General features: G+C 62.6%; 20 protein-coding genes and 1 pseudogene. 10 read left to right on the forward strand and 11 right to left on the reverse strand.

The features are described 5' to 3' along the window. The first annotated feature begins 437 nt into the window (after positions 1-437). From LIG30_RS17185 to LIG30_RS17200, 4 genes are all read left to right on the forward strand, one after another. The gene (locus LIG30_RS17185; RefSeq protein ID WP_038713826.1) at positions 438-1289 is read left to right on the forward strand and encodes a hypothetical protein; all 852 of its coding nucleotides are present in this window, start codon (positions 438-440) and stop codon (positions 1287-1289) included. Next, positions 1273-2808, forward strand: a complete 1536-nt coding sequence (locus LIG30_RS17190) for a hypothetical protein (RefSeq protein WP_152986138.1) — start codon at positions 1273-1275, stop codon at positions 2806-2808. The genes LIG30_RS17185 and LIG30_RS17190 overlap by 17 nt, the downstream gene beginning before the upstream one ends. A gap of 69 nt (positions 2809-2877) precedes the next feature. After that, the gene (locus tag LIG30_RS17195) at positions 2878-3195 is read left to right on the forward strand and encodes a hypothetical protein (RefSeq protein WP_038713830.1); all 318 of its coding nucleotides are present in this window, start codon (positions 2878-2880) and stop codon (positions 3193-3195) included. 26 nt (positions 3196-3221) lie between these two features. Then, positions 3222-3674 carry a nitrogen fixation protein gene (locus LIG30_RS17200; RefSeq protein ID WP_152986139.1) on the forward strand — a complete coding sequence of 151 codons (453 nt, stop codon included), beginning with the start codon at positions 3222-3224 and terminating at the stop codon, positions 3672-3674. A gap of 222 nt (positions 3675-3896) precedes the next feature. Here the strand turns inward: LIG30_RS17200 and LIG30_RS27025 are convergent. Continuing rightward, positions 3897-3983: pseudogene (locus LIG30_RS27025) on the reverse strand (IS6 family transposase); the annotation flags it as partial. A gap of 183 nt (positions 3984-4166) precedes the next feature. On the opposite strand from LIG30_RS27025, the gene LIG30_RS27305 reads away from it, so the two are divergent. Continuing rightward, positions 4167-4781, forward strand: coding sequence for a glutaredoxin family protein (locus tag LIG30_RS27305; protein ID WP_235510330.1), 615 nt, complete (start codon positions 4167-4169; stop codon positions 4779-4781). A gap of 315 nt (positions 4782-5096) precedes the next feature. Here LIG30_RS27305 and LIG30_RS17210 read toward each other — a convergent pair whose 3' ends face one another. Then, positions 5097-5888: a hypothetical protein gene (locus LIG30_RS17210; protein WP_038713834.1), complete on the reverse strand. Its 792-nt coding sequence runs from the start codon at positions 5886-5888 to the stop codon at positions 5097-5099. Between the two features lie 355 nt (positions 5889-6243). After that, positions 6244-7110, reverse strand: a complete 867-nt coding sequence (locus LIG30_RS25455; RefSeq protein ID WP_083494075.1) for a DUF4393 domain-containing protein — start codon at positions 7108-7110, stop codon at positions 6244-6246. Between the two features lie 546 nt (positions 7111-7656). On the opposite strand from LIG30_RS25455, the gene LIG30_RS17215 reads away from it, so the two are divergent. The 3 genes from LIG30_RS17215 to LIG30_RS17225 are packed head-to-tail and all read left to right on the forward strand — an operon-like array spanning position 7657 to position 9452. After that, on the forward strand, positions 7657-8088 hold the full coding sequence (locus tag LIG30_RS17215; protein ID WP_152986140.1) for a hypothetical protein: 432 nt from the start codon (positions 7657-7659) through the stop codon (positions 8086-8088). Further along, the gene (locus LIG30_RS17220) at positions 8085-8621 is read left to right on the forward strand and encodes a hypothetical protein (protein ID WP_038713837.1); all 537 of its coding nucleotides are present in this window, start codon (positions 8085-8087) and stop codon (positions 8619-8621) included. The genes LIG30_RS17215 and LIG30_RS17220 overlap by 4 nt, the downstream gene beginning before the upstream one ends. A 51-nt stretch (positions 8622-8672) precedes the next feature. Continuing rightward, positions 8673-9452, forward strand: a complete 780-nt coding sequence (locus LIG30_RS17225; RefSeq protein WP_038713838.1) for a hypothetical protein — start codon at positions 8673-8675, stop codon at positions 9450-9452. Between the two features lie 492 nt (positions 9453-9944). Here the strand turns inward: LIG30_RS17225 and LIG30_RS17230 are convergent, their stop codons facing one another. Next, positions 9945-10181 (reverse strand): DUF3079 domain-containing protein, encoded by a 237-nt coding sequence (locus tag LIG30_RS17230; RefSeq protein WP_038713841.1) that lies wholly within the window; start codon positions 10179-10181, stop codon positions 9945-9947. Between the two features lie 419 nt (positions 10182-10600). Between LIG30_RS17230 and LIG30_RS17235 the strand changes: the two genes are divergently transcribed. After that, entirely contained in the window at positions 10601-11347 is a 747-nt protein-coding gene (locus tag LIG30_RS17235) for a GntR family transcriptional regulator (RefSeq protein ID WP_051995071.1), read from the forward strand. A gap of 35 nt (positions 11348-11382) precedes the next feature. Here LIG30_RS17235 and LIG30_RS17240 read toward each other — a convergent pair whose 3' ends face one another. The 7 genes from LIG30_RS17240 to LIG30_RS17270 are packed head-to-tail and all read right to left on the reverse strand — an operon-like array spanning position 11383 to position 18062. After that, on the reverse strand, positions 11383-12729 hold the full coding sequence (locus LIG30_RS17240; protein ID WP_051995072.1) for a 3-hydroxyacyl-CoA dehydrogenase: 1347 nt from the start codon (positions 12727-12729) through the stop codon (positions 11383-11385). Between the two features lie 16 nt (positions 12730-12745). Continuing rightward, on the reverse strand, positions 12746-13549 hold the full coding sequence (locus LIG30_RS17245; RefSeq protein WP_038713843.1) for a crotonase/enoyl-CoA hydratase family protein: 804 nt from the start codon (positions 13547-13549) through the stop codon (positions 12746-12748). 55 nt (positions 13550-13604) lie between these two features. After that, on the reverse strand, positions 13605-14591 hold the full coding sequence (locus LIG30_RS17250) for a PDR/VanB family oxidoreductase (protein WP_038713846.1): 987 nt from the start codon (positions 14589-14591) through the stop codon (positions 13605-13607). A 15-nt stretch (positions 14592-14606) separates the two neighbouring features. Beyond that, positions 14607-15845 (reverse strand): Rieske 2Fe-2S domain-containing protein, encoded by a 1239-nt coding sequence (locus LIG30_RS17255; RefSeq protein WP_038713849.1) that lies wholly within the window; start codon positions 15843-15845, stop codon positions 14607-14609. A gap of 2 nt (positions 15846-15847) precedes the next feature. After that, the gene (locus LIG30_RS17260; RefSeq protein ID WP_038713850.1) at positions 15848-16852 is read right to left on the reverse strand and encodes an amidohydrolase family protein; all 1005 of its coding nucleotides are present in this window, start codon (positions 16850-16852) and stop codon (positions 15848-15850) included. 51 nt (positions 16853-16903) lie between these two features. Beyond that, positions 16904-17281, reverse strand: coding sequence for a RidA family protein (locus LIG30_RS17265; RefSeq protein ID WP_038713851.1), 378 nt, complete (start codon positions 17279-17281; stop codon positions 16904-16906). 37 nt (positions 17282-17318) lie between these two features. Beyond that, entirely contained in the window at positions 17319-18062 is a 744-nt protein-coding gene (locus LIG30_RS17270; RefSeq protein ID WP_235510331.1) for a GntR family transcriptional regulator, read from the reverse strand. Between the two features lie 319 nt (positions 18063-18381). Between LIG30_RS17270 and LIG30_RS17275 the strand changes: the two genes are divergently transcribed. Beyond that, entirely contained in the window at positions 18382-20529 is a 2148-nt protein-coding gene (locus LIG30_RS17275; RefSeq protein ID WP_038713852.1) for an acetate--CoA ligase family protein, read from the forward strand. Positions 20530-20545: the final 16 nt, after the last annotated feature.

Below are 20545 nucleotides of genomic sequence, written 5' to 3' on the forward strand. Positions count from 1 at the left end.
GGCACTCCCGATTTTCCAGGGTTGACCAACATTTTTTCTGACGCGCACTTTGATATGTGCCTTCCACGTACTAGAGTGAAGCTGGGCCGTATCGGGCCAGAATGGCGATCCACACGCGCGCAGCAAGCGTGGCCACGCCATCTGATGCCCGGTCATTTCAGGAGTGCCGACATGAGCGAAACAGTCACGCTGTCCACTAACGAAATTATCTGCATTGTCGGCCTTTCTGATTTCGCTTATGAGGGACCTTGGCGCGCACACGCACGTTTTCCTTCATGCGTCCATGGTGCCGTTCAAATCTTTCGGCCTTACCTGCGATCCGGCAGGACTTAGCGTTGCCTGCGGTATTGAAGCGCCGGAAACTGTCGATCCGCTGCGGAGTTCCGCCAATGGCTTGCCGCGTCAACCTACGCTCGTAGTGTCGACCTGATCCAGTTTTGAAGAAGCAGAATGCGAGGTTCATCATGGCCGGTCTAGTAATCGATCACGGCGATCCCTGGTGGCTGAGCCCCAATGTGTGGGTCACCCCAATCTCAAACCCCAGTGAGCCCTCGCCCGGAGAGCTTTCGCCGATTGTTGGTCAGAAGTACTACGCTGCGGCGAATGTCAGAAATACCACCAATGCCGACATTTACAATGCCACGGTTTACTTCTACTGGGCAAATCCGGCACTCGGAATTATTACTTCTGTCAATGCCGTACCGATTGGCACGAGTTCAGTGACCGTGTACGGCGGTCAATCGAACAATACGCTCGAACTCAAGGTGTGGCAGCCCAGTTTCGTGAATAACGGGCATGAATGCATCATTGCCGCCGTCGTTGAAGGACAGGGACCGCCCCCGTCCGTACTGGACGGCGACGCGGACCCGACCGTCGCACAACGCAACCTCGGCGTCGTGGTCGCCAGCAAGATGGGACTTTTTCACTATCCGTTCCAGGTCTGCAATCCGAGGCGTATTGAGCAGACCTTCTCGATCCGGGCGCGGCAGGCCCCCTCCAGGGATGCCGCGCCCTTCAGCAAGAAGCTGAGTATCCAAGCAGGGCAGTTGCGTGGTCACGGTTTTCTCAGGGCAACGTGTCCGGATCCTTCGCAATACGCCACGGCGCCCCGCGTCATTGAGGACGTCAGGGTCGCGCCATTCACCTGCACCGGTTTCACCCTGGTCGGGACGCTGGAAGCGGGCTCGGCCCTGCTGCACGTCACGCAGCACGCCAGGGACCGTATTGTCGGCGGGTTGAGCGTTCTGGTTGTTTCGGACATGGAGCAGGATCATGAGCGTAACGCTTGATATTCCGAACCGCGCGTTTGCAACCGAATACATCAGCGGCCTCATGTTGCCTGACGGGATATTCGTCTCGACGCTGGGCATGCAGGGCATCAATGCGCACTTCCGGAATAAGGGAGGATCGGCGAGCGACCAGGCGAGAGTCTATCTTGAAAGTGTCGATGATCCCGGCATTGTGGTAACGCCTGTCACCTATCCCGTCAACCCGCTCAGTCCCGGGGCGTCCGAGCTGTTCACCTGGCAGGCGAATTTTTCTGGCGCTTCGCCCGGCAAGCACCTCATCAGCTTTATTGTGCAGACGTCGGCCGCGAGCAAGCGTCTTTTCGCCCGCATTTTTGTGGCATCCGTGCAGTTCGATCCGGCAACCAAAACGTTCACCGGGATCGTGCCCGAAGGGCAACTTGCGGTCCAGTTCGTCGACCTGGTTGGTACCACCCAGCCCTGCGGATGCGACTGCGACTCCCCCTCAACACCCATTCACGAGGGCGTTACAACGATGCTGGCGCGCGAGTTCGTGCGCGCGACGAAGGATGGAAAATCACCGGCATGCGGGCCCTTCCTTCCGCACCAACTTGTCGTCAATCTGGTGCCGGACGCTCCATACACTGGCCAGTACGGGGATTTGCCGTTCGGTGACCCGTGGTGGAAGCTCGTGTTATGCCTGATAGCGCTAATACTCGCGGCAGCAGCTGCCGTCGTGCAAGGGTTGTCCGGATCAGGTGATCTTACCGTGTCTGGCGGTACGAGTGGTGGTGGCGAAGACGGCACCAAGGACTGCTGCGGCATTCGCGCCTCTGGGGGCGGCACAAGCCCTGTCGCCGCCGGTTTGCTTGCGGCTGCTGCTGCGGTCGCAACTGCAGCAGGATTGTCCGACGTCAGGGACCCATTCCGGCGGGGGCAGGACCACACAAACACTCATTCTGGTGTCCTAACGACATCGGAAAACCTTAAGGCAAAGCTCATCTATCTGGAGTCCGTCCAGCTGGGCAAACCGTTTGCCATCGGCGCGCAATGGACCTATACGCGTTCGACCACGGCAGGAGACCTGACGTACACCGTGGACGAAACGCAAAACAATGTCCACGTTCTTTCCAGTTATGAGATCACTGCACCCGACGTCGTGCGCTCATACAAGCGCGAGCCGTTTATCGTTCAAGCTCAATTCCTTGCGTCGGACGGTACCCTTTTCAAGGGTGCCGAGCTATTTGTGCAGTGCTTCCTCACCGGGCCGAATGGCCGGTTCGACAAGTTCGTCCTACAAGACAACGGCGCGGGTGGTCGCTTCGGCGACGCGGTGGCGTTGGACGGAGTGTACACCGGTGGCTATCAGTTTACCGTCGATGATCGCGGCATGTGGACATTCCTTGTAATAGCGCAGGATGTCAATAACGCAAATCCGGACATGACACCCGATCAGGCGGCCCAGATCATAGGCGGCATGGTATTAACACATCAGCTCACGATCAGCTTTGAAGGGGGGACGTGTCCGCTTGTACCTGATGGGCACGTGAACGTTATCTAGACTCTGCTAGGCGTCGAAGCCTGGTCCGTTCCGAAACACGCGTGAAATTCACGTCACCGAGGAGGAAGCATGTCTACATCCGGAAAGAAGGCGAAGGTGGTTTCTCTGGCCACCCTTTCGACTGAGATTGACGCGGCAATCAAGCTGGCATCCGAGCGATTGAACACGGATGTCGAGGACAGAAATGTCGTTTTTAACTGGCGGATCCAGGGTCGCTGGCTGAGGGACCTCGATCCTCAGGCGGCGGAGAAGCTTTCCAATGAGATCGCCTCACAGTTGAGATCAAAAGGCATCGAGGCCGAACCACTAACGGTGATCTCCGGGCACAGGTCCTTTAGTGGCTTCATGGACAAGGGCGGTGCCGAAGTGCCATTCACCGAACTTTGACTTCGAGCCGGTCGATGGAGGTCGACATGAAGCCAGCCACTGAGCAGTACTCCTGTCCAAGCGGCCAGCCTGATATGCCCGAGGCGAGAGTGTTCGCGATTGTGGGTGGCACGGCCGGTCAACCCGAGGTGTCGTACCTCAAGTCTGAAGCTCACGTCCCTGTCGAAGACGTCGAGAATACCGGGCTCGATCCAAACCTTGTTTTCAGGATCGCTGCGCGTTGCGACGGGGCTAGATGCGGAAACTATGATGGCGGGAGATGTAGCCTCGGCAAGAAGATCGTCGCCGAACTGATAGAGGTGGTGGACGTGGCGCCACCTTGCCAGATTCGCGCCACTTGTCGCTGGTTTGCCGAGAATTCTTACGCGGCATGCCTTCGCTGCCCTCAGGTCGTTACGTTGTCACGGCAGCCCGACACTAAACGAACAGAAGAACCCGGCGAGCGCGTGGGCAAGGACAGCGAGCTCACGGCGTTATAGAGGTGCTCATTCCTTGCGGCCCATTTCAGTCACATGAAAATCTGCACTGGCGCAAAAGCTCAACGTGACACCGACCGAGCTCGATCAGTATCTGGTCGAGCACGCGATCTCCGACACGGAGCATCTCACCCTGCTCAACCTGGCGCCGGTTGACCTGTTTTCGAAGGGGTTTTGTCGCAGTAAGGCTCAAGGAGCAGGCTAGATCGATATGCGAAGTACTGCTTATCTTGCGAGATCGTAGAATTGATTAGCGGCAGACGGACGGGTTCCGCGAGCGCGCTTCATCTGCCCTTTGATAATCATGTGCATTTATATGAACGCCTCCCGTTTGCGAAGCAATTTCGCCTGCTTTGACGTACAGGATCGGCTGCGGCTGTATATACGGCCTTACTGCAGCCGGTAGGGACGCAGCGGCCTCTATGAAATTCGCTGACTCGCATCTCATTGACCTCACGAGCTGGTAGCTCTTATGTTAGCAGTCAGCGCGCCCCAATGGCCGCTCAGACCGATTTGTGCGCGCAGTTCGTCCGTCCGGTTCCGGAGTATTGCCGCCGTTCCAACGACAGGTTTCGCCGCTTGCCGAACGACCGGTTGTGGCCGATCCCGACCACCGTGGCCGGCCCGACTACGGTCGTTCGCTGCCCATCGCGGTCGCCCTGGTTATGCCGGGAGCAGTCGGATCTTGGAAAGAGTAGACTTGCCCACTCCCATTCGCCGTTCAAGGTAGTCTCTATGTTGATAAAAGCCCTACGCGTCGGTCTCGGCCAGTTGATTTTACTCAGCGACGCCGTCAGTCGCCCACGCCCGCAGCGCCGTGGGGCGCAAGGTCAGGCGAATGTAGAAAAAGAAGCGGCGCGGCTATCGCTGTATCAGTTCCATTCGTGCCCCTTCTGCGTCAAGACGCGGCGCGCCCTGCATCGTCTGAATGTACCGATGACGCTGCACGACGCCAAAAACGATCCCATCGCACGGGATCGTTTGCTGGCCGGTGGCGGCAAGATCAAAGTGCCTTGCCTGCATATTCAAGAAGAGGGCCAGTCGCGCTGGTTGTACGAGTCCAACGCGATCATCGCCTATCTAGAGCAACGCTTCGCCGGGATCGCGTAACCCGTCGCGCGCAAACGTGAGGCGGGTATGAAAGCTTCCGGCCCAAGTTCGCTCCGTGGCATCGAGCTTAGTTGTCTACGGCTCCAGATTCCAGCTGACATCGGCCGTATGACGGGCCGGGGTTTGGTTTATGCCGCTCCTCCAAGGGCCGCCTGCGACCCTCAAGAGCCGTTCGTGGCGAGGGCAAACGAGTGGCTGCTTCCGGATGTTCAGCAGCCAACCGGCGCAGTCCCGGTGACCCGGCGAGATCGATACCACACCGATGAACCCCTCCGCGCTCACGAACGGAGATGGTCGTCCTTCAGTCTTCGGTTCTTAAGCGTCCCCGTATCGCACGTAAAGCTCATGTGACTCTCGTTCGCCCGTGCCCGTCAGCACCCACAGGCGCAAAATCGCGTTTGTCGGCATGCGCCCCCACCAATTGTTGAGGAGAATTCGGTAACGAAAATAGGCGCCAGCCTCGAGAACGTAGGGTTCGCATGAGGCTTTGACCAAGACATTTACCGCTTCGCCACCATCCCCATCCTCGTCCAATTCGACATCCGAGACGCCTATTTTCGGCATCTCAATAACGTATGTCTCATTCATTGGCAACTTGCGGGCCTCTGGGAGATCGCCCGCGTAGCCCAGGATTTGGTAGCTAAAATGCGCGACATAGACCACTCGCACCCCTACGGCCAGGATCGTTAAATCCCTCTCGCGGATATTATGAAGCAAAACGTCAAAGCTAGGCGTTGAATCGGACAAACCATTTTTTATCGAAAAGTACTGCATACGAGAAAACTTGCTCATTGCAAGTTTCGTATTCTCATGGTACAAACAGGGAAACCTCACGCCGTCATTTTCCGCCCAATCGTCGTTATTGTCAGCGATTTTCACGTTGACGAATTCCAGCGCTTTTTCGTCGCTTTTTGCGGTTTCCTCCGCAGTCGATTTCAGACGAGCCTTTTCTTCGGTCTCCAGCGCGAGTTTGCGTATTTCGGCCCGATTTTTCCTAATGGTCAACCACGCACCGAAGGCGGTTAGAACCGCAGTGACAAAAGCAAGCGCGCCAACGAGAAACGGCCAGCCCTTGACGGCCAGCTTTTCTAATTCGAGGACGGACATTTCAAGAGCCCCCTTCTATGAGCAGTAGTTTGTCAAGGTCTATTTGACGAACTGACTCATCGGTCATGGGCCAGGTCGTTCTCCACCTTCATTCGGACAAGCATAGCCACATCAAGGGCAGGCGAAGCCTGGCGTCAGCGGACCCTTGACGCGGTGCAGGACTATATGCTGGCACAGAGTGGCCGGCGCCGGTTATTGCGCCCGCCACCTGCAGGCGCATTCCGGCCTGATGCGGTCGGCCGTAGTCGACCCGGAGCAGTCAATCGCTTTGCTTGATAGCGGCCATTCAATCACATGAACTCCGGGTCAAACTTCAGTGTGCGATGCGTTTGCATGCCCCTATGCCCCTATGCCCCTATGCCTCGCCCTTAACGCCGATCGCCATTGCGAATTGTTGACCAAAAGCAGTTGATTTAAGTTGGCCTTTGGCTACATCCAGTTTTCCTTGCGGTGGCGCATCTTGCGGAACCCAATAAAGATATTCTGGGCGTGTTTTTATCCAGTCATATGAGCCTTCGTCAGTAAATGATGTGTCGTAGCTTACGCTCACGAGTCCAAGCCGCACCCAATTGTCCAGCATTGCCGGAAAATCATGATTTATTAATGGAGTGCCGTCTTTGTTACCAAACGGAACGACGTGCGTTTGCAAGATTCGATAACTCGTCGGAAATGAAAATTTCGAAAACTGCATTTTTTCATCGTATGTTCCAAGACGAATTTCCGCGATTGGAAGTGCGGAATGAATGAGTGTGGCCTTCAGAATTCCCGCTTCAAATCCGCTCAGTTGTTTTATGATCTCGGCAAACGCCGGATGGGCTTTCGACGCACGACGATTGTCCATCGCGGTAGCAACTAACCGAAGATACATCTCCCTGAGATTATCTTCTTCGTGCGTGAAGGCCAGTCCTTGAAGAACGGGTCCAATTACTGAAGAAGCTGGTTCTTGGAGGTTTTCAGGCGGAATATTTCCCGCAGCCGCCTCGACGTCAGTTACGAATTTTTTCTCGAAGTATGATCGAGCCTTTCCGTAGCCATAATTGATAGCTGCGATCGGAAGCAATCCAACATTAATGAATTCGGTCAGTGTCTTCGCAGTTTTTGCGAGATTGCCTCCTGCAGCCTTAACGTCCGGATGATCACCGGCAACCTTGATTACGGTGCCAATAAGTTCAACTGCACCCTTGGCAGTCTCGATCGGATTCTCAAAGTCATCGTCCGGCATTACATTTTCTCCCCAAAATTGGATCAACCTCTAGGTGACATAGCATTCAGAATTGAGCCGCGATTGTCAACAACGCGCACGTCGATGCCTAATGTCCGCTTCTTGGTCGAACCTTGCCGATCATCGCGCGATCAACGCCTGCCTTGCCGCCAGCGGCAGAACGCAACCCGTTGCCGACGCTCAAGCCGATTGCTGTGTAACGGTAGGTATGAGAGAACAATGGTCCCCTGTCACTCTTGGCGTCCGACATGTCATTGGCCGGTCCGGTCATTCGCTCTGCCGTAGTTGAACGCGGCGCGGGACTTCCTACCTTCCCTCCGCACTAACGCCCTTACTAGGCGGTACACACCCTATGCGCGGCGGGGGTTTCCGGCCCGGTCTCCCGCCGCGCGGGACGCCGACCGGACGCGCGCGCCTCTCCTACTTCTCCTTGCTGTGGCAATGCGGGCGCACTGGTATATTTGCGTGATCCGAAAACCGGGAGCGCCTCGCAATATGCCGACATTCCACAAGAGCGACATCGCGCGATCACAGCTTGAGACCGCTGTGGACATCTTCCTGAAAGGTCTCAGTTACCACTCAGTCATCACGCTCGCTGGTGCGGCAAGCGGAATACTGGACGGCCTTCTGCTCGCAGCGAGCAAGGAACCGTTCATAGATTATGCGCGGCGGGTTCACGCAGAGCTACAGGGTCAGATGCCCGGTCGAGTTAAGACCGCCCATTACATTGAGCAGAGATTCGGTATCTCAGCACACAAGCATTTGCACGAGACCGACACAGAAACTGTTGAATTAGACCTCGAACGGCAGGCCGCAAACGCACTAACTAAAGCAATCGGTGACTACATCGAGTTGAACGGACAAGAAGAGCCGTTCGTTAAGGCATTCCTGCAATGGTCTTGGGTGACTATGGACGGGCAAGCTCTAATGAAGAAGTATGCCGAGGTGCCTCCAAAGATGAGGCCGAAAACAGAATGACGACCAAGACGTACACTCGCCTCCAACTCGCGGCAGACCAGCTTCGAGCGGCAGTCAGCCTCTTCATCGCAGGTCGCGACCGTTTCTCGGTCATCACGCTAGCTGGCGCGGCAGATGTCATTCTCTCCCGGCTCGTTCTCAATTCTGGACAGGAGAACTTCACCGATGACATCATCAAGCGAGAGGCGTTGCGAACTGGAATCGAACGGCCCCGGCAGGAAGTCGGCAAGGCGGTCAATGACATGCTCCTCATTAACGCCCTGAAGCATTTTGACAAGGGCGAAGATGGGATCGTGGAAATTGACGATTTGGAGGAATGCGCCCTCGCCGCTATCCTAAAGGCGATGGCGAACTACGTTGTGCTTGCCGGAAAGAAGGAGGACTGGGTAAAAGTACTCTTCTTTTGGATTAAACAGAATCCTGACCTGAAGAAGTACTGCGATCCAAACTGCATTGAACCGAAACCTGAAGCCGAGCCACAAACAAATATCCCAGTAACACCTCCTTCGGGTAGTAACCCGCCGCGCACCTAGTAAAGTTCATGCGAATATGCGCGTTGCGACAACCACAAAAAGAGGGCCAGCGTGACATTTGACGAACTGATTAAGCTCATCGGCCAGGTCGTTCTATACGGCGGTGCATCGGTCGGGATTGGTTGGCTCATCTTGCAGAAGTCCGCCGAGCGGTGGGTGGACGCTCACTTCGCAAAACGCCAGAAGGAATTCGAGCACGAGCAGGCGAAGGAACTGCAGCGCATCAAGGCCAAGCTCGATACCGTGATCCAGGGGTCGCTAAAACTACAGGAACGCGAGTTCAAGATCATCCCGGAAGCCTGGGAGAAGATTAGCGAGGCGTACAGCATCGCCGATTGGTTATGTTCTCCGCTCCAGAGCTACGCGTCCTTACGATGGATGTCCGATCCCGAGCTTGAAGAGTTCATGTCGAAGCGAGAGCATTTGTCGGAAACACAGAAGCAGGCTATTCGCGATAAGCGTCCGGAGGATCGGGACAAGCGCTGGCAGGAACTCGAAACCGACAAGCGCTACTACAAGGCGCGGGATGCGCTCGCTGCGGCTGACGGCTTTGTGAAGACGAACTCCATCTTCTTGCCAGACGGTCTACGCGAAATGTTCAACAAGCAGACGGAGGTTATTTGGGGAGCCTTGGCCGCCTTTGAAGTCGGTGTTCAAAGCGAAGATCACAAGATGAGGGGATCGGCTCATGAGAAGCTAAAGAACGAAGGCAAGCCGCTGCATGAGCAAATTGAGAAGGCCGTGCGCGCAAGGTTGCTGGAGCAAACGCAACTGGCCGATGAGAAGTTACAGTCTGGTGAACTAGGCGGAGGCGAGGCACAATCCTTCTAGCCGTCGCGCCGCGCAGCCCTGCGTTCCGATAGGAGGCCTGCGAAACTTCGCCACGCCAGAGTCCAGTATGCGTCCCGCGCCACCTTCGATACGGCCGCAAAACCCTTCTCCCGCCTAGATTGGTTACCGCATTTTAGAAGCGATTATGCGGGTCCGGGCTGGGGGGCTTTCGACTCAAGGGCATGCGCATCACACGAAGCAGTCATTCGCGCAGCGTGATGTTCGGTACGATGCCGCTGACCCGATCGGCCGACTTGCTTCCATCGTGCATCCGGCAGGGTTCCAAAGTGAACCGGCCGTTGGAATGACGGCTTCGTGTGTTGCGCGAACGGCAACTCTTGGCCGAACCCGGTCCGACATCGATCAGGCGATCTGGGCCGCCGTAGATTGATCGACATCGGGCAGTGGTCGACCCCGTTGCTGCCATTCGACCTGGCTTTGGATCAATGGAGGCTTCCAAAGTAGAGCGTCGTTCGTGTAATTTCTTCAGCGTCAATGATTCGCAGAATTGGATGTCGTCAACCCGGCAGGCGTGACGCATTTGTCACCCTGGCTCACCGTGAGCCCCCAGTCTCCCTGTTCGTACCAATCGTCGCCGAGCAATTCGGCCGGATGCTGCGTGCGGCTCTGTCCGTTGCCGCAGCGCATGTCGCCGGCCGGGCAGTAGTGGTCGCAGCCCCAGCAGATCCGCTCCGGATGCAGCGGGTGAAGCGGAAATACCTTAGCCATGCGCTTTCTCCAAGCGGTTCGATTTCGACAACGCACAAGATCATTATCCCGCCCTTGTCGTTGATTGGAACTGAGTCGGAACGACGCAGAAGTACCCGCCGACCTCCCGCGGTGTGTGAATGGCCAGCAGGCTGCCCCTGTTAACCCATGACGCGACTCGGAGACTGCAAATAGAGTGGCCGCTAACTGGGGCAAAGCCACCGTCTGGACGTCCCGGATCCCATGCCGGCGAACGACTGTCCGTGGCCGAACGCCAACCGCCCGCGTTGCGCCCCCGGTCTCCCGCAACGATCCCTTTATTGGGGTAAGACAGACTTGAGTTTCTGGTATACCTGCGCGGTATCATAATGGCCACATACGGTGCGCCAGGCACATGACGGCCTGGCGCATCCCCCGGAAACCCCATTGCGTGCCATTCGATGAGTCAGCCACCCAAACTGAGCCGCTCGGCGGAAATCAAGGCGCTGCTGGAAGCGGAAATCGAGCGAGGCGAGCTCGTGCCCGGCGCGGCACTCGACGAGCGCGCGCTTGCCGCGCGCTTCAACGTGTCGCGCACGCCGATCCGCGAGGCGCTCCAGCAGCTTGCCGCCCAGCAATACGTGCAGATCGTCCCGCGCCAGGGCGTGTTCGTGATCAAGATGACGGTTCCGCAGCTGCGCGACATGCTCGAGCTTCTCAACGAGCTCGAGGCCGTGTCGGCGCGGCTCGCCGCGCGGCGCATGAACGACGCGCAGCGCGTCGAGCTGCAACGGACCATCGACGAAGGCGTCGACGCGCTGAACCAGGGCGACGCGCGCCGCTTCGCGCGCAGCAACGCGGAATTCCACGAGGTGATCTGCGACGCCTGCCACAACGACTATCTCGCCGACCAGATCCGCTCGATCCGCCGCCTGATTTCGCGCTACCGGCCCAAGCTGTTCCTGGCGCCGAGCCGGCGCGAGAAGGTGATCGCCGATCACCAGAAGCTCGCGCAGGCGCTGCTCTCCGGTGACGAGGCGACCGCCGAGGCCATCATGGCGCAGCATTCGCCGGGTGGCGAAGCCGGTTTCTCCGAGTTTCTCGCGACGTTGCCGGCCGAGTATTTCAACGATGGCCCGGTCACGCTGCCGCGCGATACGTCCTCGGCGGATGTGGGCGAGACGGACAGCGTGCAGGGCAGGAACTGACCGGCACGCCAAGCCCCGCAGCCCGCCCGGCACGCCTAGAGATCGGCGAAGCGGCCATTCCCGGCCGCGAGCCTTTCCAGCAGCGGCGCCGGCTTCCACCAGTAGCCATCCGTCTCGTAGAAGCGCTGCACGTCGCGATAGACGTTCGCGACGCCGATCTGGTCCGCGTAGTACATCGGCCCGCCGCGATGCGCGGGAAAGCCGTAGCCGGTCACGTAGACGACGTCGATGTCGCTCGCGCGCAGCGCGATGCCCTGTTCGAGCAGCTTCGCGCCCTCGTTGATCATCCCGTACACGCAGCGCTTGACGATCTCCTCGGCCGAGATCGGGCGGCGTGCGATGCCCATCCGCGCGGATTCCTCGACGATGAACCGCTCGATCTCGGGGTCGCGCTGCGGCTCGCGGCTGCCCGGCTCGTAGCGGTACCATCCGCTGCCGCTCTTCTGGCCGAGGCGGCCCATCTCGACGAGCTTCATGATCAGGTCGTTCCAGCGGCGGTCGGTCGGGCGCGTCGCCATCTGCGCCTTGCGCGTCTGGTAGCCGACGTCGTTGCCCGCCATGTCGTGCACCGCAAAGATGCCCATCGCGTAGCCGAAGTTCTTCAGCGCCGCATCCACCTCGTGCGGCAGCGCGCCGTCTTCGACCAGAAAGTGTGCTTCGCGGTTGTAGTTGCGGAACAGCGCGTTGCCGATGAAGCCCGGGTAGATGCGCGCGAGCACCGAGACCTTGCCCATGCGGCGGCCGAGGTCCATCAGCGTCGCGATCACGTCGTCGGCGGTGTGCGCCGCGCGCACCACTTCGAGCAGGCGCATCACGTGAGCGGGGCTGAAGAAGTGCGCGCCGACCACGTCGGCGGGGCGCTGCGTGACCGCCGCGATCGCGTCGATGTCGAGGCCCGAGGTGTTGGTGGCGAGGACCGCGCCGGGCTTCGCGTGCCGGTCGAGCTCGCGGAAGATCCCCTGCTTGAGCGCGAGATCCTCGAATACGGCCTCGATCACGATGTCGGCGTCCTTCACGTCGGCGATCGACAGCGAGCCGCGGATGCGCGCCAGGCGCTCGTCGCGCACGGCCGGCGCGAGCTTGCCGCGCTTGACGCTGCTGTCGTAGTTGTCGCGGATGCGGGCGAGGCCGCGCGCGAGGCCGTCCTCGTTCGCGTCGATCAGCGTGACGGGAATGCCGGCCGCGGCGAGCGCCATCGCGATGCCGCCGCCCATCGTGCCGGCGCCGATCACGGCCGCCTGCGCGATCGGCCGCGGCAGCGCATCGCCGACGGGGATCTGCGCAGCGGCCTTCTCGGCGGCCTTCACGTGCGCGAGCGCCTGCTCGCGCGCGGCGGCTTCCTGTGGATTCACTTCGGTTTCGGTTTCGGTTGCAGTGTTCATGGTCTCGTCCTGTCCGTCATGCCGTGGTCTTGTGCTGGCCGGGGCGGCCGAGCGGCGTGGCGGTGCCGTCGACGAACGCCTGCAGGCGTTTGGCCGTCTCGGGCGAGCGCGCCATGTTCGAGCTCATGTATTCGAGGAACAGGCCGTCCTCGTGCGACAGGTCGTTGACGCGCGGCAGCAGGTTCGTGATGCGCCAGTTCGTGTCGGGCGCGTTCTGCGCGATCTTCGCTGCGAGCTCCTTCGCCTTCGCGAGCGCTTCGCCGGCGGGCGTCAGATAGGTGATCACGTGTTCGGCCAGGCCTTCCTCGGCCGACAGCAGGCGCCCGGTGAGCATCAGGTCGGCCATCACGCTGTAGCCGATCACGCGCTGGATCCGCACCGTGCCGCCGCCGCCGACGAAGATGCCACGCTGGCCTTCCGGCAAACCGAAGAACGCGGTCGTGTCGCCGACGCGCACGTGCGCGGCGGTCGCGAGCTCCAGGCCGCCGCCGACCACGGCGCCATGTAGCGCCGCGACGAACGGGATCGGCCCGCGCGCGATCACGTCGAATACTTCGTGCCACGAGTGGCGGCGGCGCTTGCGCGGCGGCTCGGTCTGGCCCGTCGCGCGTGCAAGGGCCTCGCGCAGGTCGAGGCCCGCGCTGAAGTTGCCGCCGTGGCCGAACAGCACGCCGGCATCGGCTTCCTCGCCGGCGCGCACGACGGCGTCGCGCAGCTGCACGATCACGTCCTCGTTGATCGCGTTGCGTTTGTCGGGACGGTTCAGGCCGATCAGCGCGACCTGGCCGTCGAGTTCGTAGGTGACGAGAGTTTCGCTCATCAGTGTCTCCGTTGGGATGGTTTCAGTTCGTTCAGTCGATTCGCGTCGCCGCGCGTCACAGGTCGAGCACGAGGCGGCCGCCGCCGCAGCGCGACACGCACGCCTGCATGACCTTGCCGCCGGCCTTGTCCGCGTCGGACAGATAGGTGTCGTGGTGCTCGATCTCGCCGCTGCAGACCCGTACGGAGCACAGGCCGCAGTAGCCCGACCGGCAGTCGTACATCACGTCGGTGCCGTTCTCGAGCAGTGTGTCGAGCACCGACTTGTCGGCGGGCACGGTGAGCACCTCGCCGGACGATTTCAGTTCGATCTCGAACGGCGCGGCGCCGTCCTGGGGCGCCGCCTCGGCGAACAGCTCGTAGTGCAGGTCGCATTCGTGCCAGCCGCGCTGGCGCGCGGCGGCGAGCACCGCGTCGATCATGCCGGCCGGGCCGCACAGGTAGATCGGCTGGTTCACTTCCGCGCGGTCGAGCAGCGCGTCGATCGACAGGCGCGTGGCCGGATCGTCGTCGGCGTGCAGCGTCAGACGGTCGCCCGCGAGCGCGCGCAGCGCGTCGACATACGGCAGCGCATCACGCGTGCGACCGCTGAAATGCAACGCGAAGTCGCGTTGCTGCGCGGCGAGCTCGGCCGCCATCGACGCGATTGGCGTGATGCCGATGCCGCCGGCGATCAGCAGCACGCGCGGCGGCGCGGCGAGCGGGAAGTGGTTGACCGGCGCGCGCACGTTGAGCGTGTCGCCGGCCCTGAGCCGATGCATGTGCGCGGAGCCGCCACGGCCTTCGTCCTCGCGGCGGATGCCGAGCCGATACGCGGCGACGCCGGCGCGCGTGTCGACCGACGGGTCGAGATTGATCAGCGAATAGGAGCGCCATTGCGGCACGCCCCGGTCGGCGGGCGGGATTTCCACCTGGATGTGCGCGCCCGGCTCGTAGCCGGGCAACCGCGCGCCGTCCGCCGCTTCGAGCGTGAACGACTTGACGAGCGACGTCGGCGCGTCGATCGAGGCGACGCGCAACGTAAGCAGCAGGGGGGCAAGCATCGAAGTCACTCCAGGTTACGCGGTCTCGGTCAGCACGCGCCAGTCAGAACCGGCCGGCAGCACGCCGCCGATCGAGACCACGCGCGCGTAGTCGAGCTCGGGGTTGTCGGCGAGCGTCGGCGTCTTGCCCGCGATGAACTCGCGTGCCGACTTGAGCAGCAGCGCGCGCACGCGCAGCACCGCGCCGTCGGCGGAGCAGAGCTGCTCGGTGGTGCGGTCCGCGATCGGGCCCTGGCCGAGGAACATCGCGAAGTCCTCGGTGCCGAGATGCTGGTAGAAGCCGGTCGCGTGGCCGCGCTTCATCAGGTCGCGGTTCTGGCCGTAGCCGGTCTCGCGCGTGCCGGGCGGCAGCGGCGGGAAGTTCCACACGTCCGGCGTGGCCGACATCACGGTCATGCCGAGCTTGCGGTTCGGGTTGAAGTGCACGAACCACGCGCGGTGCGTGACGTCGTCGACCGGGGTCGAGAAGAACACCGTGCTCGGGCTGTTCGCGTCCGGCGGGCAGATGATCCCGTACCACGGCATCACGAAGTTGTTCACGCGCGCATAGATCCTGTCGTCGGGCAGGTCGCGCACCGCCGCATACCGGTAGCCGTACGGCCGGTCTTCGAATTCGAGGCGCGGTGCGAGCGAGCGGGTCATGTGCATGCGCTCGTTGCCGCCGCCCGCGGTGATCTGCGTGGTCGATTCGTGCAGCACGCCGACGTGCGACGAATCCATCGACGCTTCCACGCCCTGCACCCAGTTGGTCGGCACTTCGACGCTCGTCACCGAGCGCTGGTCCGCCGGCAGGTTGGTAAACGGCAGGTCGGGGAAGCGCGGCGGCGTGTCGCCCTGGCCGAGCCACACCCACACGATGCCGCCGCGTTCCTCGACGCGGTACTGGCTGGTCTTCACGTGCTTGCAGAACTGCGCCTGGTCGCCGACCTGGTTCGGCGCCTCGACGACCTTGCCTTCGACGTCCAGCTTCCAGCCGTGATAGATGCAGCGCAGGCCATTGTTCTCGTTTCGCGCGACCATCATCGAGGTCTTGCGGTGCGGGCAGCGCTCGTCGATCAGGCCCGCGCGCCCGTCGGTCGCGCGAAACGCCACGTAGTTGGCGCCGAGCAGACGGACCAGCACCGGCGCGCCGTCCGCTTCGAGTTTGGCTGACGGCACGGCCGGCATCCAGTAGTGCTGGCGAATCATTTCGCCCATCGGTGCGCCGTTCTCGACGCGGGTCAGCAGCTCGTTCTCTTCGCGGGTCATCGCCATGATTACGCTCCTGTGTAGTTGCGGAACGCGCGTGTGTAGAGGCGCGTGCAGTTGCATTCGAAAATGTTCTTGCGTTGCTCGTTGCTCAGCCATTCGATGCTCTCGATGACCGGGCGCATGTCGTCGTAGTCGCGGCCAGTGACCGGGTCGCGCGCGCTGCCGGTGCCCGGCTTCTCGGTGCCGAACAGCACGTTGTCGGTGCCGGCCACCTTGAGCAGCAGCTCGATCGATTCCTTCGAGTAGTTGCAGGTGTCGAAGTAGAGCTTCCTGAGCTGCTCGTCGAAGGTCTGAGGATGGTTGCGGCGCACCGCCCACGAGCGGAAGCGGCCCATCTGGTACGGAATCGCGCCGCCGCCGTGGGCGACCACGATCTTGAGGTCCGGGTACTTGTCGAACACGTCCGACTCGAGCAGCGAGATCACCGCGATGTTCTCTTCGTTGATGAACTTGAGCGTGTACGACTCGCGCGGGCTGCAGCTGCCCGCCGAGTGGATCAGCGCGGGGACGTCGAGGCGGGTCATCGCGTCGTACAGCGGGTGCCAGAATGCGTCGCCGAGGCCCGGCGGCGTCGGGCCTTCCGATTCGGTCGGGTCCGGGTTCAGCAGGCAGCCGACGAAGCCGAGCTCGTTGACGCAGCGCTCGAGTTCCGCGACCACGCGCACTTCCGGCGATTCGTTCATGTACTGCGGCAGGCCTGCGACGCCGCGGAAGCGGTCCGGGAACATCTCGACGTAGCGCGCGATCAGGTCGTTGCAGTGGCGCGACCACAGCTCGGTCACGCGCGCCGGCTTGACCGAGTGCATCTGCAGGTACGGGCGCGGCGAGATGAACTGCACGTCGGTGCCGACCGAGTCCATGCTGCGCACGAGCTCTTCGGCGACCTTGCGCACCGACGCGTCGGAGACGGTCGGCCGGGTCGACGGGTTGGCGCGGCCGCCGATCAGTTCCGCCATGTAGCGGAAGCTTTCGGGGGGCATGACGACGTGGGCGTGGGAGTCGATGATCACGATGGAGCCTTTATGCGAGTAGCGATTCGTTGGATGGGTCTGCCGGCGCGCTCACGCGACGACGGCGAGGGTTTCGAGCTGCAGCGCCATGCCGTGCTGCAGGTCGTGCACGACGATGTGGCGGGCGGGGCGCTGCGCCGGGTCCGGCCAGAACGCGAGCCAGTGCGCGTTGATGTGCTCGCGCACCGCGTCGTCCTTCACGTACACCGTGAGCTTCACGACGTCCGCGAGCGTCGCGCCGCCCGCGTCGAGGAAGCGCTTCAGGTTGTCGAACGCGAGCTGCGCCTGCGCGGCCGGCCCGGCCGCGAGGCGGCCCGTCGCCGGATCCTTGCCGGCGATCGCCGACGAGCACAGCACGTTGGCGACGCGCGCGCCGACCGGGATCGGGGCGTTGTGCGCGAGGCCGGGGACGTCAATGGAACGGGGCATGCTTCCTCCGTATGGCGTGGAAAGACGGCGCGGCGTGTCAGTCGGCGCCGGTATCGAAGAAGTGGCGCGGCACCGCCGCGAGGAATTCGGAGAAGCCGGTCGTGCCGGCCGGCACGTGGCGCAGCATCGCCTCGGCGGCCCTGGCCTCGTCGCCGGCCTGGATCGCGCGGGCGATTTCGACGTGTTCCTGCAGCGAGCGGAGGATCTGGCCGCGGTTGCGGAAATCGGCCACGCGATAGCGCTCCGACTGGCGGCGCGCGGCGCGGATCTGCCCGGCGAGGCATTCGTTGCGGCTGCCGTCGTAGATCGCGTCGTGGAACAGCGCGTTGGCGAGCGCGTATTCGCCCGGATCGCCATCGACGGCCGCCTGCTGGCAGACCATCAGCGCGTGGTCGAGCGCGTCGCGCAGCGCGTCGCTCGCGCGCCGCGCCGAGAAGCGCGCGCAGAGCGCCTCGAGTTCGCCGACGTATTCGAGCATCGAGCGCACCTTCGCGATCGACAGGCGCGCGACCGTGATGCCCTGGCGCGGCGAGATCACCACCATGTCGCGCGCGGCGAGATGCTGGAGCGCCTCGCGCACCGGGGTGCGCGACACGTTGAAACGCGCGGCCAGCGCGCGTTCGTCGATCTGGATGCCGGGCGCGAGCTGGCCGCTTTCGATCTCGGCCTGCAGCGTCGCGCGAATGTCGCTCGCGAGGCTGGCCCGGATGCGGGGCGCCGCTTCGGGCATGTCGCCCGTAGCGGGTTCGCGCTCGACGGGCAGATCGACGACAGATTTCATGGTGGGTATGGTGCGTTCAGGTGTCGAAAATATACCAATGCGCTTTTATGGCATGCAACATAGGGTTTTTCATATGTCGCGTGGCCTTCCGCGCGTGTGTGCCGGGGTGACGAGATAAATTCTTTATGAATCAAAGGCATGTCTGGAATTGATGAGCCGCTTGAGCGCCAGTTAAGGGAAAACACTAGTGCGTGTTTTAGGTGTCTGGTGTGTTGAGAAGCTATCTCTGGTATGCCAGAATGCATCACACCCAACGCGATCCCGGTATGCCAAGACCAGGGTCTCAATCAAGTCTCAAACAAAGAAGAGGCATGACCTGATGAGCAAGTCACTCTCCGATACCGCCGGCGTGCTGTCCGTCGAACGCGTGCTGAAGCCGCGCTCGATCGCGATCGTCGGCGCGTCCGCCGATCCGCGCGCGTTCGGCAATTTCGTGCTGCAGAACCTCGAGCGCTTCGGCTATGCGGGCGAGATCCATCTCGTGTCGCGCAGCAGCCAGGAAATCAACGGCCGCCCGTGCGTGAACAGCGCCGACGCGCTGCCCGAAGGCATCGATCTCGCAGTGCTCGCGATTCCGGAAGCGGGCGTGCTCGACGCGGTGCGCACGCTCGGCGCGCGCCGCACCGGCGCCGCCGTGATCTTCGCGTCGGGGTATGCCGAGGCCGGCGACGAAGGCCGGGCCCGGCAGCAGGCACTGACGGAAGCGGCGAACGCGTCGGGCATGGCGCTGATCGGCCCGAACTGCATGGGCTTCACGAATTTCGAGGCCGGCGTGCCGGTGACGTTCGAGGCGGTCGCGCCGTATCCGTGTGCGGGCCGCAAGGGTGTCGGCGTGGTCGCGCAGAGCGGCGCGATGGCCGCGAACCTGCGCGATGCGTTCATGGGGCGCGGCCAGCCGATCACGGCGGCGGTGTCGACCGGCAACGAGGCGGTGCTCGGCATCGAGGACTACCTGGCCTGGTTCGTGGCCGATCCGCAGACGAGCGCGATCGCGGTGTATGCGGAGCAGATCCGCCGCCCGCAGACCTTCGTCAGGCTCGCGCGCGACGCGCGCGCGGCCGGCAAGCCGATCGTGATGCTGATGCCGGGCAAGAGCGCGCGTGCGCGCGAAGCCGCGCAGTCGCATACGGGCGCGCTCGCGGGCGACCACGCGACCGCGAGCGTGCTGCTCGCCCGCGAGGGCGTGGTCATGGTCGATTCGCTCGACGAGCTGTTCGACACCACGACGATCCTCGCGCGCTTCCCGGTGCCGCCCGCGGCCGGCACGGCCGTGATGACCGCGTCCGGCGCGGTGAAGAACATCACGCTGGATTTCGCGGAAGACATCGGCCTCACGCTGCCGAGCCTGACCGAGCCGACCGTCCGCAAGCTGACCGGGCTGCTGCCCGATTTCGCGGTGGCGGACAACCCGCTCGACTACACGACGATCGGCGTGCGCAACCCGGGCCTGATCGGCGAGCTGATCGACACCGTGCTCGCCGATCCGAACATCGGCAGCCTGGTGCTGTCGATCATGGGCGGCCCGCCGATCGCGCAGCGCGACAAGGCGGATCATCTGGTGCCGGCGCTCGCGCGCGCCGCCAAGCCGGCGGTGCTCGCGGTGATGGGCGACAACAATGCGCTCGAGCCGTTCTTCGTCGACGCGATCGCCGCGAGCGGCGTGCCGTTCTTCCGTTCGCCGGACCGCGCGCTGCGCGCCTGCGCGCGGGTGGCCGCCTACGGCGAATCGCTGCAGCGCGCCGGGCGCGCAAGCCAGGCCGTGCCGGCCGCCGTTCCGCTGCCGGGCCCGGTGCCCGCGAACGGGATCTTCGCCGAGTATCAGGGCAAGGAATGGCTGGCTGCCGCCGGCCTGCCGGTTCCGAAAGGCCGTCTGGCGAAGACGCTCGACGATGCGCTCGCGATTGCCGGCGACATCGGCTACCCGGTCGTGCTGAAGGCGCAGGCGAGCGAGCTGCCGCACAAGAGCGACGTCGGCGGCGTGGTGGTCGGCCTGGCCGACGCGAACGCGCTGCGCGACGGCTGGAGCAAGCTCCATGCGAGCGTGGCCGCGCACCGTCCGGAGCTTCGGCTCGATGGCGCGCTCGTCGAGGCGATGGGCCCGCGCGGCGTCGAGCTCGTGGTCGGCGCGAAACGCGATGCCGACTGGGGGCCGGTCGTGCTGGTCGGCCTCGGCGGCATCTGGATCGAGACGCTGAAGGACGTGCGCCTGATCCCGGCCGACATGGCCGAGGCGGACATCGTGGTCGAGCTGCGCCGCCTGAAGGCGGCCGCGCTGCTCGACGGCGTGCGCGGCGCGGCGGGCGTCGACGTGGCCGCGATCGCAAAGGCAGTGGCCGCGATTGGCGCGCAGATGCGCGCGAATCCGCAGATCACCGAAATCGACGTGAATCCGCTCGTCGCGTACCCGGATCGCGTGCTGGCGCTCGACGCGCTGGTCGTGTGCGGCGCGCACGGTTCGTCGCACTGAGCGTGGGGAGGACACG

The sequence above is a fragment of the Burkholderia sp. lig30 genome (assembly GCF_000687455.2).
GTDB lineage: Bacteria > Pseudomonadota > Gammaproteobacteria > Burkholderiales > Burkholderiaceae > Burkholderia.